Origin of the sequence: uncultured Anaerococcus sp., assembly GCF_963512375.1 — a bacterium.
In the GTDB taxonomy this organism is placed as follows: domain Bacteria; phylum Bacillota; class Clostridia; order Tissierellales; family Peptoniphilaceae; genus Anaerococcus.
Map to the genome: position 1 here is coordinate 31,511 of NZ_CAUPMI010000001.1, position 13,645 is coordinate 45,155.

Here is a 13,645-nt window from a genome sequence, read left to right on the forward strand (position 1 = left end):
TTACCACTCCAGCTCTCCAACTGGTCTTGGATTTTCATTGCTATATGCTTTTAGGATTTTCCCATCTTTAAGCTCTATTACCTCATCAGCCATAGGCTTTATAAGGGAGTTGTGGGTTATTATTATAACTGTTGCTCCAAGCCTTCTTGAAGCATCTTGTAATAGTTTTAAGATATTTTTTCCTGTTTTATAATCTAGGGCACCTGTGGGCTCATCGCATAATAAAAGCTTAGGATTTTTAGCTAATGCTCTTGCAATTGCAACTCTCTGCTGCTCTCCCCCAGATAATTGTGATGGGAAATTTTCATATCTTGAATTAAGGCCTACCTCATCTAAGACCTCTTCTGCCACTAGAGAATCTTTTGATAATTCGCTAGCTAATTCAACATTTTCAAGGGCTGTTAGATTTGGTATAAGGTTATAATGCTGAAATACAAAACCAACATCATCACGCCTATAGGTGGTAAGGTCCTTATCATTTAATTTTGATAGATTCTTACCATCAATTAATATATCTCCGGAACTTGCTTGCTCCATTCCGCCTATTATATTTAGTAAAGTAGTTTTCCCAGCACCTGATGCTCCGACAATTATAAGAAGTTTTCCCTCATCAAGGTCAAAATTTATATTATAATTAGCAACTATCTCAGTACTTCCTGACTTATATTTTTTGCTCACATTTTTTAAACTTATATAAGACATAATTCTTCCTTCCTGTCTATATCATATATGTATATATACCCATTTTTAGCAAATATAAAAGAGCCCAAAGGCCCTATATATTTTTATATTTTTCCCTAACTTCATTGATTTTTCCGCAAGTCATTTTCCCCTCTGGACAAGGACCTCCAAGGCATGATGGACCTGCTTTAGCAAAGATATTTGGATAAATCCCCTTTACAAGCCTAATCATCTGATCAGAAAGTTCTCTTATCTCCCACTGGGCTCTGTTACATGACCTTAGAGAGAAAAAATGAAGTAGGGTTCTAGCATTCATTGTAAAGACAATTTTAGTCTCACAGGCATTTGGAAATACGTATCTTGCATCTTCTATGGCCTTCTTGCTGGCTTGTCTTTTTGCTGTTTTTTCATCCATCCCTTCAGCTATAAAGTCTTTAAAATGCTTATCAAATAAGATATCTGTAAGCTTATCATAGGATTTTTGGTCTTCTTCCATAGCTTTTATAAAAATTTCGGCCGCTTCAGGGTTTTCCTTTATGTGAGGTGGGATTATGTATTCAAAACCTTCTAATTTTACATATCTTTGAGATTGTTGAGAATAGGATGCGAGCCTATGGCGAACTAGTTGATGGGTCAAAGTCCTTGAGACTCCTTCTACTGCAAAAGTAAAAGAAATATGCTCAATCGGAGACATATGACCCATGCTTGCAAGCATCTTTACATATTTGGCGATAGATTCTTCATCTTGCTTTTTAGAAATCTCATCCACCCCCACAGGTGAATAACAAAGCTTGCCGGCCTGAGCTATTGTCTCTTCTCCATTTGGTGTATAATTTAATAATTTAACTTTTAACTTAGCTTCTGTCATAAAATACCTTTCTTTCTAATCTTAATTCTATTATACCATTTTAAAAACTCAGTATTTTATCCTCTAAGTAAAAGTTTTTTATAAGTCTTATCTATCAAGATAGCCCCAAGGGGTGCTGTAATTAAAATTCCAAGCACGGCTACAGATAAAATAGCAAGACCTGATGACAAACCATTAGCAAGAGCAACCGATCCAATTGCAGCTTGGACAGTAGCCTTTGGCATATAAGAAAAAATGGTAAATAATTTTTCTTTTTTATTAAGGTCAGAAAATCCTACAGCAATAAATACACCAACAGCCCTTATCATAAGTCCTAAAAATATTAAGATTATCCCATAAAACCCTACTTCAGTCATATATTTTATATCAACTTCAGCTCCAACTAGGACAAATAAAAGCACTTCTGCAAATATCCACAACTTAGCAAATTTATCTGAAAGTCTACTAACTAGGTCATCCTTAGCCTTTATTTTATAGGAGCTAGCCATAGCAATAACTGCAAGTAATCCAGAAATTGGAACAAGATTTTTTAATAAGCCTTCCATACTTACGAGCAAAAATGAAATACCTAAAATAATAATAACCTTGCTAGAGTTTCTAATGTAGGATCCTTTTTTAAATTTCATCTCAAAGAAATAATAAAGCAAAAAACCAATTAAAATTCCGACTCCTATGCCAAGTATTATTGAAATAGGCACTTTTATAAGAGATCCAGCTGAAAAACTTCCGCCCTTAGCCATAGATAAAAATGATGAAAAAAGAACAAGGACAAAGACATCATCACAAGATGCTCCAGCAAGGATCATCTGAGGAATAGACTTTTTCTTACCATAGCCCTCATCAATTAGCTTAACCATTCTTGGCACAACTATAGCAGGAGAAACAGCCCCCATCACAGCCCCCATAAGGAGTCCATCAATGAGATTTAAGCCTAAAACCATAGGTGCAAATATTGCGTAGGCCAATATTTCAAAAGATGCTGGCAAGAAGGACAAAAGAACTGCAGATGTACCAACCCTCTTAAGGTCAGATATATCAAGCGACAAGCCCGCCTTAAGCAAGATTACAATAAGGGCGATAGTCCTTAAGTCTGATGAGATAGCCAGTGTGTTCTTATCGATTAAGTTTAAAAGCTCTGGCCCAAGGATAATCCCTGTTAAAAGCATGCCAATAATTGCAGGCAAGCCTATTTTCTTAAAAATACTAGCAAGACCCATTCCCACTAGCAAGATAAGTCCTAAAGATAAAATCATAATACCTCCTTAATTTTCTAACAAAAAAAGCTGACACTCCTACAATAAAGTAGAAGTCATCAGCTTTCGCGTTTTAGATTCTTTAGATTATAATCACGGGAGAACTTCATTCCCTAAAATAATTATATGCAAATTTAACTTAAAATCAAATATTTTTAATCAGTAGGCTTAAAAGTTTGACCTAGGTCTTCTGACTTATAAAAATCTATATTTCCATTAACGTCTTTACACCTAAGTAAAATAAGACCATCATCAGAAATTTCCCCGCTAATATCAGGGCTAGTATCAGGGATTTCTGAAATGAAATTTAATTTATTATCTATAACCTCAACGAAAAACCACCTAGACCTCGCTCCAGCCCTATCGGCTTCAACAAGACCATAAGGTGAATTCGCTATTAATTTTACATCTCTTAGACTAAAATCTTTTAAAATTTCTTTTTCACTAAGATAAGATTCGGACTTTTCATCTGCTGTTGTTTTTTGGCTTCTGATAATTTGCTTATCTTTATCAAAATAAAGACTAAGCTTATCCTTTACATCTTCATTTGTAAGATTGCTAATATTTTTAAAAGTTTTTTTAGCTTCATCAAAATTAAGCTTATCCATTGTAATTATTTTTTTCCTATAAATTTCATAATCATCATCAAGCCAGCCTTCATTTAGGATATAATATTTTTCCCCTTTATAGGTAAAAGGCTCATTGTCCTTAAAAGCAAAAATGCTCATTATTAGTATAAAGTATGCCGACAAAAACATTATGCCAATCAAAACTAGACTTATAAACATCTTCACATAAAAGTTTATTTTAATATTAGTGAATTTGTATATAAAAATAATCTGATAAGCAAAAAATCCAAGCTCAGATAAAATAAGAAGTAAATTATTAAATATAGGTATAAATTCAAGCTTAGCACATAATATAAAGATACAAAATATAAGAGGAAATGACAATGCATAGAAAATTATTTCTAGTAATATTTTTTTATTGATTATTTTCTTCATCATTTTTATATACTCACTATCAATTCACTAAGAACTCAATCTTTTATTGATGCTGAATACAACTGTAGAAACAAATAAATAAAAGATTCCTGCAACAATAGTTAAGTTCATTCTGTATATAAAAATCAAGACAAGTAAGATTATATTTAAAAGCAAAGAAGGTATCATAGCTTTTAAATTATTTATTCCAACTTCTATATCTTTATTAGTATTTCTTATTTTTCCTGATTTATAATTGGGTACCATCCTATGACTAAAGATTAAAATAATATTTTCACTCGCAAGTATATATATAATAAAATAAAAAACTAACTTAAAGTTAAAATTACTATAACTTATAAAATCAAATCTTGATCCCACATTAACTAAAAAATATAGTAGCAAAACAAAACCCGAAAGGAACAAAAGGGTAAAAATATTTTTACTAAGTATGTAATCAAATCTTTTATTTCTATTGTCTAAATTTTTAAATTCTTTATAAAAAAGACCATCTGTTGTAATATATCTAAAAATTGAACTTGTAAGAACTCCAATTCCCAGACAGAATATCCATTTAGGCATCATAAAAAATGTAAAAATAAATAAAAATACCAAGCCAAATATAAACCAAAAAAGGTCATGACTACCATCTTCTATAAAAAATTTCTTTACTGTGTTTTTAAAAAACATATTATCCTTTCTAATTTTATAGCTTATCTAATGTTAGAGGCAAGCTTATAAAAAACTACTCCTTCATACTTTCCACATAAGTGCAAGCTGGATAATTTGTGCATCCCAAAAAAGACCCATACCTACCGCTTCTTATTTCAAGAGGACTTCCGCATTTTGGGCAAAGCTTGATATTGTCATCCTTTTCTTTTTTTATATCTAGCTTAGCTTCCTTTTCTTTAACTTTTTCCTTTATTATTTTAGGATCTATTTCTTCCACTTTTTCAATCTTTTTTTCTGGAGATTTTTTTATATTGATTGCTTGATTCTCTTTTGATTTATCCTTATTTTTCTTAGCTTCTTTAATATTTTTAACATGGTCTCTGTTGCTTATATTTAGCCTATTTCCCTGGATTATTTCTAAAATCCTTTCTAATTCACCTTTATCGATTATCTCTTCATTAGATAATTTTGCTATTTCTTTTGAAACCTGTGCCATCTTGCAAACTACAGATTCCTTAAGTTTTACCTTAATTTCCGCTTCTGGAGAAAAGGCTATAATAGAAAAGTATTTCATATTAGGATACGAATCTTTTAAAATATTTTCTACAGCCTTTATATGGGCGTAATTTTGTAAAATTGGATTCATAAAAGTTTTCTTGTTACCATAAATGTTTTGAGTCCAATTTTTACCAAATTCAGACCCAAATATCCAGCCCTTATAGTTTTTAGTTTCTATAGAAAAAATCCCATAAGTTGACACTACAAGGTGGTCAATTTGAGTTGATTTTGTAGTACCTCCTGCATTTTCTAAGACTAAATTATTTATAACTTTATACTTATCTTTATCAAGACTTTTCAACTTGATTTTAACTATTGATTCACCCATGTGTCCTTTTATTTTTGGCAAAAATATTTTAAGGACAAAGACAAAGGCCAAAAATATAGCTAATTGAATATAAACATCATACATAAACTCTCCTTATTAATCTTATTTCTTAATATTCATTCCTATAACCATGCCTAGCATCATACCAATAGATAAGCCTATTACCATATTATCTTCATCTATAAGCATTGAGATAGCCATTCCCAAGCACATTCCTATAGCCATACCTTCAGACATGTAATTATTATCTTCAGCCCTATCTTCTATAAGATCTTGGTTTTTATTTTTCCTGGCTATTAGAATAATATAAACAGCCACAACAAGAATTATTAAGGCAAAAAATAATATTTTATATATATCCATTCCTATCTCCTTTCAAGTAAGGCAATTGCCTCTAAATGTCTTGAATTAGGGAATTGGTCGAAGATTTCGTAATCTTTTATCTCATAGCCCTTTTCCAAAAATACCTTGAGATTATCCATTTGACTTTTTGGATTGCAGGAAATGTATACAAATTTTTTGCAGTCTATATTTAGGATTTTGTCTAGAGATGCTGGACTAATTCCTGCCCTTGGTGGGTCAAGGATTACAACATCGTATTTGTCTCCTACTTTTTCAATCTCTTCTAGGACATCTCCGCAAAGGAAATTTACATTATTTAAATCATTTAATTTTGCATTTTCCCTAGCCTTGTCAACTGCTTCTTCGACTATTTCTATACCTGTTGCTGTATTTGCTACAGTAGCCATTAATTGAGTTATGGTTCCTGTTCCTGAATACAAATCGAGAACATTCATAGATGAATCAATTTCTGCTAGGTCAAAGGCTTTTTGGTAGAGTTTTTCTGCTGTAAAGACATTTGGTTGGAAAAATGAAAATGGCGAAATCTTAAATGATAGGCCTAGCATTTCTTCTGTTATATATTCCTTGCCATAGATTAGCTTTATCTTTTCAGGAATTACTGCATCTGCTAGAGAATCATTTAAGACGTGATAGATTGAAAATATCCTTCCATCCAAATCTAAATCAAGTAGCATGTGCATAAATAGCCTTAGTCTAATATCATCAAAGCTGTCATCTGAACTTGTCACAAGGATTACCATGATTTGGCCTGTGTGATGGGCCTTTCTTACTACAAGATGTCTTAAAAGACCTTCTTTAGTGGTTTTGTGGTAAAAATCAGTATTTTTCTCCCTAAAATATTTTTGAACTCCAGCCCTTATTTTATTAAAATCATCATCTACTATGTTGCAATCATAGCAATCCACGATTTCATAAAACCTCCTCTGCCTGTGAAGACCGAGTATAAGCGGTCCACCCTTTACAGCATCTCCAAAGGTGTATTCCATCTTATTCCTGTAGCCCTTTGTCACGGCAGACCTATTTATTTTTATATTTCCATCATAGGTGATTCCGCTGTCTTTAAAGAGGGTCTTGATCATGTCATGTTTTAACATTAGCTCTGTTTCATAAGGAATTTTTTGGTAGGCACATCCCCCGCACACTCCTGCATGTGGGCAATACTCCCTAGCATTTTCTAGCTTTGATTCCTCTATAAGATTTATGTACTTGGCCCTTATTCTTTCCTTATTTTTCTTTCCGGTCTTTACATTTATAGTTTGACCTAAGATTCCTCCCTTAAACTCAACCCTTCTCCCATTTTCATCATATCCTATGGAAAGGTTTGGATATTTCATTTCACTTATTTTTATTTCTTTAGTTGGTCTTTTTTTCATTTTCACTCCAAAAATTATTTATTGCTCTTTGTAAGCTTTGGCTATTATTGGCCAAGGCTTGGTTTCTCCAGTGTTTTGGAAAAAGTCTCATATATTTTTGCCAGAAATACCTATCATCAACTAGATAAATTATTCCCTTATCTTCTTCACTCCTAATAACCCTGCCTGCGGCTTGAAATACTTTATTTAAGCCTGGATAGGTGTAAGAATAATCAAAACCATCGTATTGATTTTTGTCAAAATGATATTTGATAAGGTTTCTTTCGTTTGACAAGCCTGGCATGCCTACAGAAATTATCATAGACCCTATGAGCCTATCGCCTCTTAGGTCAACTCCTTCAGAAAAAATGCCACCTAGGACTAAAAATCCTACCCTAGCAGAATCTTCTGTAAATTCCTCAAGAAATTCGATACGCTTAGCCTCATCCATGATACGTTCTTGAACTATTATACTATCATCAAACTTATCCCTATAATATTCTGCCACATCTTCCATATAAGAATAAGATGGGAAGAAAATAAAATAATTGCCTTTTTTTGATTTTACAAATTCATTTATAGCCTCAGCAAGAATTGCCAAGTTATTGTTTCTATCCCTATACCTAGTTGATATAGGACTTTTAAGAATCATTAGGTGATTAGGATTAAAGGGCATATCTAATCTTAACTTTAAGGCATCCTCACCTGCTAGCATCTTTATAAAATAAGGCATTGGCGAAAGGGTGGCTGAGAAAAATATAGAGCTTCTTGCTAGCTTATATTTATTCTTTAGAACTTCTCTTGGGTCAACACACTTTATCTCAAAAGATCTCTCCATTGATTCTGGGTCATAAGATATTATATTATAAAATCCATCTGTAAAATAATCTGAGACCTTTAAGTACTTATTTATATCAAAATATAAGTCTAGGACCTGATCATAAGATTCGTGGTCCTTTTCTTCTACTAAAAATTTCTCCATGGTTTTTGATAAAGAAATCAAATCCTTATCTAAGATGTCTATATAATCACTTGTAAAATAATAGGTCTTCCCCTTTGCCATTTGACCTAGCTTATAAAAATTTTCTGTAATATTAGAAAGTTTAGAAACTAGCTTTTTTTCCTCTTTATCATCCAAATTTTTAACTAGGGATGTAAAGTCTGACTCTAAAAAGCTAAAAGAATACATATCCCTTGACCTTTCTAAGAGATTATGGGCTTCATCAATTAAAAATACATAAGAATCTATAACTTCATCAAAAAATCTTCTCAAAAATACATTTGGGTCAAAAACATAATTATAATCGCAAATAATAACATCTGCATATAAACTTATATCAAGCTCAAATTCCAAGGGACAGACAGAATGTTTTTTTGAATATTCAATAATAGTATCATAATCCATTATCTCTTCATTAGAAAGGATATCCTTTAAGGCTTCATTTACCCTATCGAAATGGCCAAGGGCATAAGGACAATCTATAGGATTGCAAGATACTTCATCATTGATACAGACCTTCTCCTTGCTGGTAAGCTGAAGGGCTTTTATAAACATTCCCTTAGACTTTAGTAAATTTAAGCTCTTTAAGGCTTCTTTAGCGATTGTATTTTTACTGGTAAGGTAAAAAATTTTATCTGCCAGATTATTTGGCATAGCTTTTAAAGAAGGATAGAGAGTTGAAATTGTTTTACCAATTCCAGTAGGTGCATCTACAAAGAGATTTTTCTTATCTAGGATTGCGGTATAAACCCCAACCGCCATCTTTCTTTGACCTTTCCTGTAGGAGCTAAAAGGAAAAGCCAAATCTTTTAGGCTTTCATCTCTAGCCTCTCTATTTTTAGCCAATATTTTAGAAAATACAAGGTAATCATCTAATAGGGCAAAATAAAAATCTTTTAGGGCATCAAAGGAGAATTCTTTTTCAAAGGTCTTTGACTTATAATCTTCTGTGGAAACATAAGTTAGGGTGATAAGCATCTTATCTAAATTATTATCAAGTGAATAAAAATATGCATAGCACTTGGCTTGGGCCCAATGGAGTTTATTCTTATCTGTCATTTCTCCAAGGTCTCTAGATGTTGATTTGATTTCATCAATTAAATAGAGATCATCTTTCTTGCCGACACCATCGGCCCTACCTTCAACTACAAATTCTACATCCTTGTAGGTGGTGGTATTTGTGAGTTTGTATTCTTTTTTATAATTTTTACCATATTGGGCTTGGATTTTTTGATGGGCTCTTATACCTTCTATCATCCTAGTATTATCACGGAATCTATTGTCTATATCGCCAGATCTCATGACAAATTCAATAAGGTTTCTAACAGATGTTTTAATTTTCATAGTCTCTCCTAGGTATATTATAACACATTGGGTATAGGTATGGTAAGGAGGCTTATATGAACGAAACCATAAAAAACCTATTAAATCACAGGACAATTAGAGAATTTACTGATGAAAAAATTAATCAAGATACAATAAAAACCTTGCTAGATGTAGTAAATATGTCTGCATCAAGTAATGGCATGCAAAATATGTCTGTAATCAGGGTTACAGACCAAAAGATAAAAGATGAGCTTGCAGATAATGGCAACCAAGCCTATATGTCAAGGGCTACTGAGCTATGGATTTTCATAGTTGACCTAAAGAGAAATTATGAAATCGCCAAGGAAATGGGCCTTGAAAATGATAATATCATAAGCTTTGATAAATTTATCCAAGGCTTTACTGATGGAGTAATAGCTGCCCAAAACCTGACAGTTGCAGTCGAATCTTTAGGGCTAGGTGCAAATTATTTTGGAAATATCCACAATGACACAGCTAGGGTTATAGAGCTTTTAAAAATGCCAAAATTGACCTATCCAGTAGTGGGCGTTGGCTTTGGAATCCCTAAGCAAAATCCTCAAATCAAACCAAGAATGGATATAAAGCTCAAAACTTTTGAAAATTCTTACAAGACTTATGACTCATATCTAGATATGATTTCAGACTATGATAAGGAAATGACCACCTATTACGACCTTAGGGAAAATGGTAAGAAGAGCGCATCATTTTCTTCACAAATTCCGAAAAAACAAGGTACTATTATTAAAAATAGAAATAAGATGTTTGAAACCCTCAAAAACCAAGGCTTTGTCCTAGACCCAAAAGAATAATTGCAAATATAAGATAAAAGTCTATAATATTTCTATCAGAGTAGGTAAAGAGCATTAAGTGCTGGAAAATGGGTTGTTGTTTCCAGACGAAGAGGATTCGTGATTCTTTATCGCAACCGCTGCCCTCTGATAGAAAGGGGAAAAAATGAATAAAAAAATTAGTGTAGATTCATTAGCAAAGGCAGGTGCACTCGCCGCCTTATCAATTGTTTTATCGAGATATTTTGGATTTTTTATAACACCTACTATGAAGTTTTCATTTGGAACACTTCCACTTATGATTTCAGGTATGATGTTAGGTCCTGTCGTAGGAGGCCTTACAGGTATTGTTTCAGATTTAATTGGTGTAATGATAAATGCAGGTGGCACACCTCATCTAGGTTTTACCTTTGGGGCCATGCTTACAGGAGCTATGCCTGGGCTTATCAGTCTTTATTGCAAGAAGAAGAAAATCAACCTTAAGATTGAGGTACTTCTTATAATAATTTTTGTATATGCAATAAGCCACGCCTTGCTAACACCAGTTTGGCTAAGTCAATTAACTGGCAATCCTTATACAGTTCTTATCCTTAGCAGGATGCCAAAAGTAATAATTGATGCCATTATAAATTATATTTTGCTTTATTTATTTGCGTCAAAAATATTGCCAAAAATTAAGTAAAATAAAAAGCGGCCGCTTAGATAATTTTCTATCTAAGCCAGCCGCTTTTTTAATTTTTATTTAGGTGCTAAAACAGTCGCTTTTCCTTCTATAACCGTATCACCATTTTGATTAGTACATATAGTTGTTAATATTACCCTATTTTTTTCTTTTATGATTTCTTCAACAGTACATGTTGCTGTAATTGTATCACCAAAATAAACAGGTTTTGTAAATCTTAATTCTTGACCCATATATATAGTTCCTGGTCCTGGTAATTTTGTACCGAGCACTGCAGAAATAAAACCTGCACTTAACATACCGTGAGCAATCCTTTTCTTAAAGAAGGTTTTTTCTGCATAGGATTCATTAATATGAGCTGGATTGTAGTCTCCAGAAACACCTGCATAATTATAGCAATCGCCTTCTGTAACTGTTTTTGTAAAGGAAGCACTTTGGCCTAATTCTAACTGATCAATTGTATATCCCTTTAGTGTATCCATACTTACTCCTATTTAGAATGTGCTTTCACCCAATCAACTACGGTTGGTGCTACTTCTTTTTGACTTCTACCGCTTACAAACATTCCTATATGGCCTGTTGGAAAGCCCTTAGCTGTGTAATCTTTGGATCCTACCAAGTCTTTTAATGGAATACTTGCTGCATTTGGAACTTGATTATCCCTTTCGGCATAAAGGTTTAAAACTGGTTGAGTAATCTTTTTAAGGTCAACCTTCTTGCCACCTATTTCCATTTCCCCCTTAGCAAGTTTATTTTCCCTATACATAGAATTTAAGAAATCCTTATAGGCCATACCTGCTTGACCTGGGCTATCAAAAATCCATTTTTCCATGGTCATAAAGTTAGAAAGGTTGTCTGGTTCATCTAAGTCGTTAATTAGGTCTACATATTTATTTACCATTAGAGATATTGGTTTTAAGGTTAAAAATCCAGTATTCATGAATTCTCCTGGAACAACCCCATAAGCTTCTACCATCCTATCAGAGTTTAAATACTTACCCCATTTAAATAGCAAGCCATCATCTGTAGAAAAATCAACTGGAGTAACCATTGTAACTACGTTTTTGATTTTTTCTGGGTGAAGAGCTGTATACATTAAGCTGAAAGTACCACCTTGGCAAACTCCTAGAATGTTTATTTTATCAGCACCGCTTTCTTTTCTTATATGGTCTACACAATCGTCTATATAAATATTAATATAGTCATCAAGTGTCAAATATTTATCTTCTTGAGTTGGAAATCCCCACTCTATCAAATATAGGTCTAAACCACTATCTACAAGTTTTTTGATAAATGATTTATCCTCACCAATATCCATCATAGCTGGAGTATTAACCAAGGCATAAACTATTAAAGTTGGAACCTTACTTACAGTCCTAGTAGATTTTTTATAATGGTAAAGTTTTAACTTATCTTCTTCAAATACAACTTCTCTAGGTGTTTGGTTAGATAGATTGCCTTTTACGTCCATCATTGACTCAAAGCTCTTTAAGAATTTTTCCTGAGCCTTGATGCTGTCTTGCATACTTGATTTTAAATCGAAAAAATTGAAATTATTAAACATAAATCATTGCCTCCAAAAGTAAACTTATTTATCTGTTTCTTGTTTAGCTTCTGTAGATTTCTTCAAATCTTCCAACTCATTCTTCAAATCCCTAAGCTCACGTCTTAGTTCATAAACTTTTTTATAAACGTTATCTACTTGAGAAATTGTAACTATTGGAAAATCTGCTAAAGATTTTTCAATTAATTTGTTATACTCAATCTTAAATATCATAGCTGAATCAGCTGTTTTAGCAATTAATTTAGAAAATTCATCAGTATAGAAATATGTTTCTATAGCATTTTCAACATGTCTAGACCACATATTGTAAAATTCTTTAAAGGTTTTTGCACCCTCACCTTTTTCTAGGGATTCTACATAATCATTAAAGGCTTCTTTAGAATACTTGTATCCTACTGATGATGACTTAGTCATAAATTCAGAAACAGATACTAACATTTCAATCATAGCATCTATAGCCTTATTATTTTGCTCAAGCAGCTCCCTAGAAGATCCTACTACTGGAGATTTTACTAAAATTCCAAAAGTTTGATCATAGGCTTTTTTCCATTGTCTAAGTGTATCTGATAATTTCATTGGATCATCATAGATACTATCCATTGTTATGTCAGCAATATTTTGATATGCCTTTGCCCATGGACCTAAAACGTTTTCAAGTGATTTGAAATATGTGTTTATATAGGATTGAGAGTCAGTCATTAGACCTTGGATTTCCTTTGGCATTAGTGGAATTAAATTATTAGTAAATATCTTGTTAAATTGGTCCACCATTTGATCCATATTTTCTTTATAAATTTCATTTCCAGGTTTAATAACGTTTTCATTAAAGTTCTTCCAGGATTCGTAGGCACCCAAGTATAGCTTTTGAGAATTCATCATTTTTTCAAAAACTTCCAAATTAAATTTAGGCATATATTTACTTGCATCAAAAGGACTATACATATTCATCATGCTTACCCATGTATCATATGGATTTTGTTGAGCATAATTTTGTGGGTTCATATATCCAAACATTTTCTGCCAATCTTCAAACATTTTTTGTTGGACGGACATTATATCTTGGAAATTTGAAAAATCAAAACTTTTGTTTTCTTCTTCACTCTTTTTATCTTCAGCTGGTTTTGTGAATGCTTCTACCCAATCACTCATCAATTTCTGACTAGAGTTGAACATATCTTTCCACGCTTTGAAACTATCTGTCATATG

General features: G+C 32.6%; 14 protein-coding genes and 2 riboswitches. Of the genes, 2 read left to right on the forward strand and 12 right to left on the reverse strand.

Translation table 11 applies throughout. The annotated features are described in order from the left end of the window. The 9 genes from RRB46_RS00215 to RRB46_RS00255 form a co-directional block, all read right to left on the reverse strand. A complete protein-coding gene (locus tag RRB46_RS00215) occupies positions 1–702 on the reverse strand; it encodes an ABC transporter ATP-binding protein (protein ID WP_311537067.1) in 702 nt (233 codons plus the stop codon). A gap of 73 nt (positions 703–775) precedes the next feature. Beyond that, a complete protein-coding gene (gene thyX, locus RRB46_RS00220; RefSeq protein WP_311537068.1) occupies positions 776–1,549 on the reverse strand; it encodes an FAD-dependent thymidylate synthase in 774 nt (257 codons plus the stop codon). 56 nt (positions 1,550–1,605) lie between these two features. After that, on the reverse strand, positions 1,606–2,802 hold the full coding sequence (locus RRB46_RS00225; RefSeq protein WP_311537069.1) for a cation:proton antiporter: 1,197 nt from the start codon (positions 2,800–2,802) through the stop codon (positions 1,606–1,608). Between the two features lie 43 nt (positions 2,803–2,845). Next, positions 2,846–2,925: riboswitch (Fluoride riboswitch) on the reverse strand. A gap of 32 nt (positions 2,926–2,957) precedes the next feature. Beyond that, positions 2,958–3,590 (reverse strand): hypothetical protein, encoded by a 633-nt coding sequence (locus RRB46_RS00230; RefSeq protein WP_311537070.1) that lies wholly within the window; start codon positions 3,588–3,590, stop codon positions 2,958–2,960. Positions 3,591–3,833: 243 nt separating this feature from the next. Further along, entirely contained in the window at positions 3,834–4,475 is a 642-nt protein-coding gene (locus tag RRB46_RS00235; RefSeq protein ID WP_311537071.1) for a hypothetical protein, read from the reverse strand. Between the two features lie 55 nt (positions 4,476–4,530). Continuing rightward, a complete protein-coding gene (locus RRB46_RS00240; RefSeq protein WP_311537072.1) occupies positions 4,531–5,427 on the reverse strand; it encodes an NERD domain-containing protein in 897 nt (298 codons plus the stop codon). A gap of 18 nt (positions 5,428–5,445) precedes the next feature. After that, positions 5,446–5,706, reverse strand: coding sequence for a DUF2700 domain-containing protein (locus tag RRB46_RS00245; RefSeq protein WP_311537073.1), 261 nt, complete (start codon positions 5,704–5,706; stop codon positions 5,446–5,448). 2 nt (positions 5,707–5,708) lie between these two features. Next, positions 5,709–7,079 carry a 23S rRNA (uracil(1939)-C(5))-methyltransferase RlmD gene (rlmD, locus tag RRB46_RS00250; protein ID WP_311537074.1) on the reverse strand — a complete coding sequence of 457 codons (1,371 nt, stop codon included), beginning with the start codon at positions 7,077–7,079 and terminating at the stop codon, positions 5,709–5,711. Continuing rightward, entirely contained in the window at positions 7,060–9,402 is a 2,343-nt protein-coding gene (locus RRB46_RS00255; protein ID WP_311537075.1) for an ATP-dependent DNA helicase, read from the reverse strand. The genes rlmD and RRB46_RS00255 overlap by 20 nt, the downstream gene beginning before the upstream one ends. Positions 9,403–9,458: 56 nt before the next feature. Here RRB46_RS00255 and RRB46_RS00260 point away from each other — a divergent pair, with 56 nt between their 5' ends. Together RRB46_RS00260 and RRB46_RS00265 are read left to right on the forward strand one after the other, a co-directional pair. Then, positions 9,459–10,214, forward strand: a complete 756-nt coding sequence (locus RRB46_RS00260) for a nitroreductase family protein (protein ID WP_311537076.1) — start codon at positions 9,459–9,461, stop codon at positions 10,212–10,214. 34 nt (positions 10,215–10,248) lie between these two features. Beyond that, positions 10,249–10,338, forward strand: a riboswitch (THF riboswitch). A 21-nt stretch (positions 10,339–10,359) separates the two neighbouring features. Then, positions 10,360–10,875 (forward strand): folate family ECF transporter S component, encoded by a 516-nt coding sequence (locus RRB46_RS00265; protein ID WP_297689596.1) that lies wholly within the window; start codon positions 10,360–10,362, stop codon positions 10,873–10,875. A gap of 56 nt (positions 10,876–10,931) precedes the next feature. Here RRB46_RS00265 and RRB46_RS00270 read toward each other — a convergent pair whose 3' ends face one another. The 3 genes from RRB46_RS00270 to RRB46_RS00280 are packed head-to-tail and all read right to left on the reverse strand — an operon-like array spanning position 10,932 to position 13,642. Beyond that, on the reverse strand, positions 10,932–11,357 hold the full coding sequence (locus RRB46_RS00270; RefSeq protein ID WP_311537077.1) for a MaoC family dehydratase: 426 nt from the start codon (positions 11,355–11,357) through the stop codon (positions 10,932–10,934). A gap of 8 nt (positions 11,358–11,365) precedes the next feature. Next, positions 11,366–12,439 (reverse strand): class III poly(R)-hydroxyalkanoic acid synthase subunit PhaC, encoded by a 1,074-nt coding sequence (gene phaC / locus RRB46_RS00275; protein ID WP_311537078.1) that lies wholly within the window; start codon positions 12,437–12,439, stop codon positions 11,366–11,368. Between the two features lie 24 nt (positions 12,440–12,463). After that, positions 12,464–13,642: a poly(R)-hydroxyalkanoic acid synthase subunit PhaE gene (locus RRB46_RS00280; protein WP_311537079.1), complete on the reverse strand. Its 1,179-nt coding sequence runs from the start codon at positions 13,640–13,642 to the stop codon at positions 12,464–12,466. Positions 13,643–13,645: the final 3 nt, after the last annotated feature.

What these genes read in the sequence shown, in the direction of transcription:
- RRB46_RS00215 (WP_311537067.1), bottom strand. Translation starts at nt 702, where the DNA reads ATGTCTTATATAAGTTTAAAAAATGTGAGCAAAAAATATAAGTCAGGA.
- thyX (WP_311537068.1), bottom strand. Translation starts at nt 1,549, where the DNA reads ATGACAGAAGCTAAGTTAAAAGTTAAATTATTAAATTATACACCAAAT.
- RRB46_RS00225 (WP_311537069.1), bottom strand. Translation starts at nt 2,802, where the DNA reads ATGATTTTATCTTTAGGACTTATCTTGCTAGTGGGAATGGGTCTTGCT.
- RRB46_RS00230 (WP_311537070.1), bottom strand. Translation starts at nt 3,590, where the DNA reads ATGTTTATAAGTCTAGTTTTGATTGGCATAATGTTTTTGTCGGCATAC.
- RRB46_RS00235 (WP_311537071.1), bottom strand. Translation starts at nt 4,475, where the DNA reads ATGTTTTTTAAAAACACAGTAAAGAAATTTTTTATAGAAGATGGTAGT.
- RRB46_RS00240 (WP_311537072.1), bottom strand. Translation starts at nt 5,427, where the DNA reads ATGTATGATGTTTATATTCAATTAGCTATATTTTTGGCCTTTGTCTTT.
- RRB46_RS00245 (WP_311537073.1), bottom strand. Translation starts at nt 5,706, where the DNA reads ATGGATATATATAAAATATTATTTTTTGCCTTAATAATTCTTGTTGTG.
- rlmD (WP_311537074.1), bottom strand. Translation starts at nt 7,079, where the DNA reads ATGAAAAAAAGACCAACTAAAGAAATAAAAATAAGTGAAATGAAATAT.
- RRB46_RS00255 (WP_311537075.1), bottom strand. Translation starts at nt 9,402, where the DNA reads ATGAAAATTAAAACATCTGTTAGAAACCTTATTGAATTTGTCATGAGA.
- RRB46_RS00260 (WP_311537076.1), top strand. Translation starts at nt 9,459, where the DNA reads ATGAACGAAACCATAAAAAACCTATTAAATCACAGGACAATTAGAGAA.
- RRB46_RS00265 (WP_297689596.1), top strand. Translation starts at nt 10,360, where the DNA reads ATGAATAAAAAAATTAGTGTAGATTCATTAGCAAAGGCAGGTGCACTC.
- RRB46_RS00270 (WP_311537077.1), bottom strand. Translation starts at nt 11,357, where the DNA reads ATGGATACACTAAAGGGATATACAATTGATCAGTTAGAATTAGGCCAA.
- phaC (WP_311537078.1), bottom strand. Translation starts at nt 12,439, where the DNA reads ATGTTTAATAATTTCAATTTTTTCGATTTAAAATCAAGTATGCAAGAC.
- RRB46_RS00280 (WP_311537079.1), bottom strand. Translation starts at nt 13,642, where the DNA reads ATGACAGATAGTTTCAAAGCGTGGAAAGATATGTTCAACTCTAGTCAG.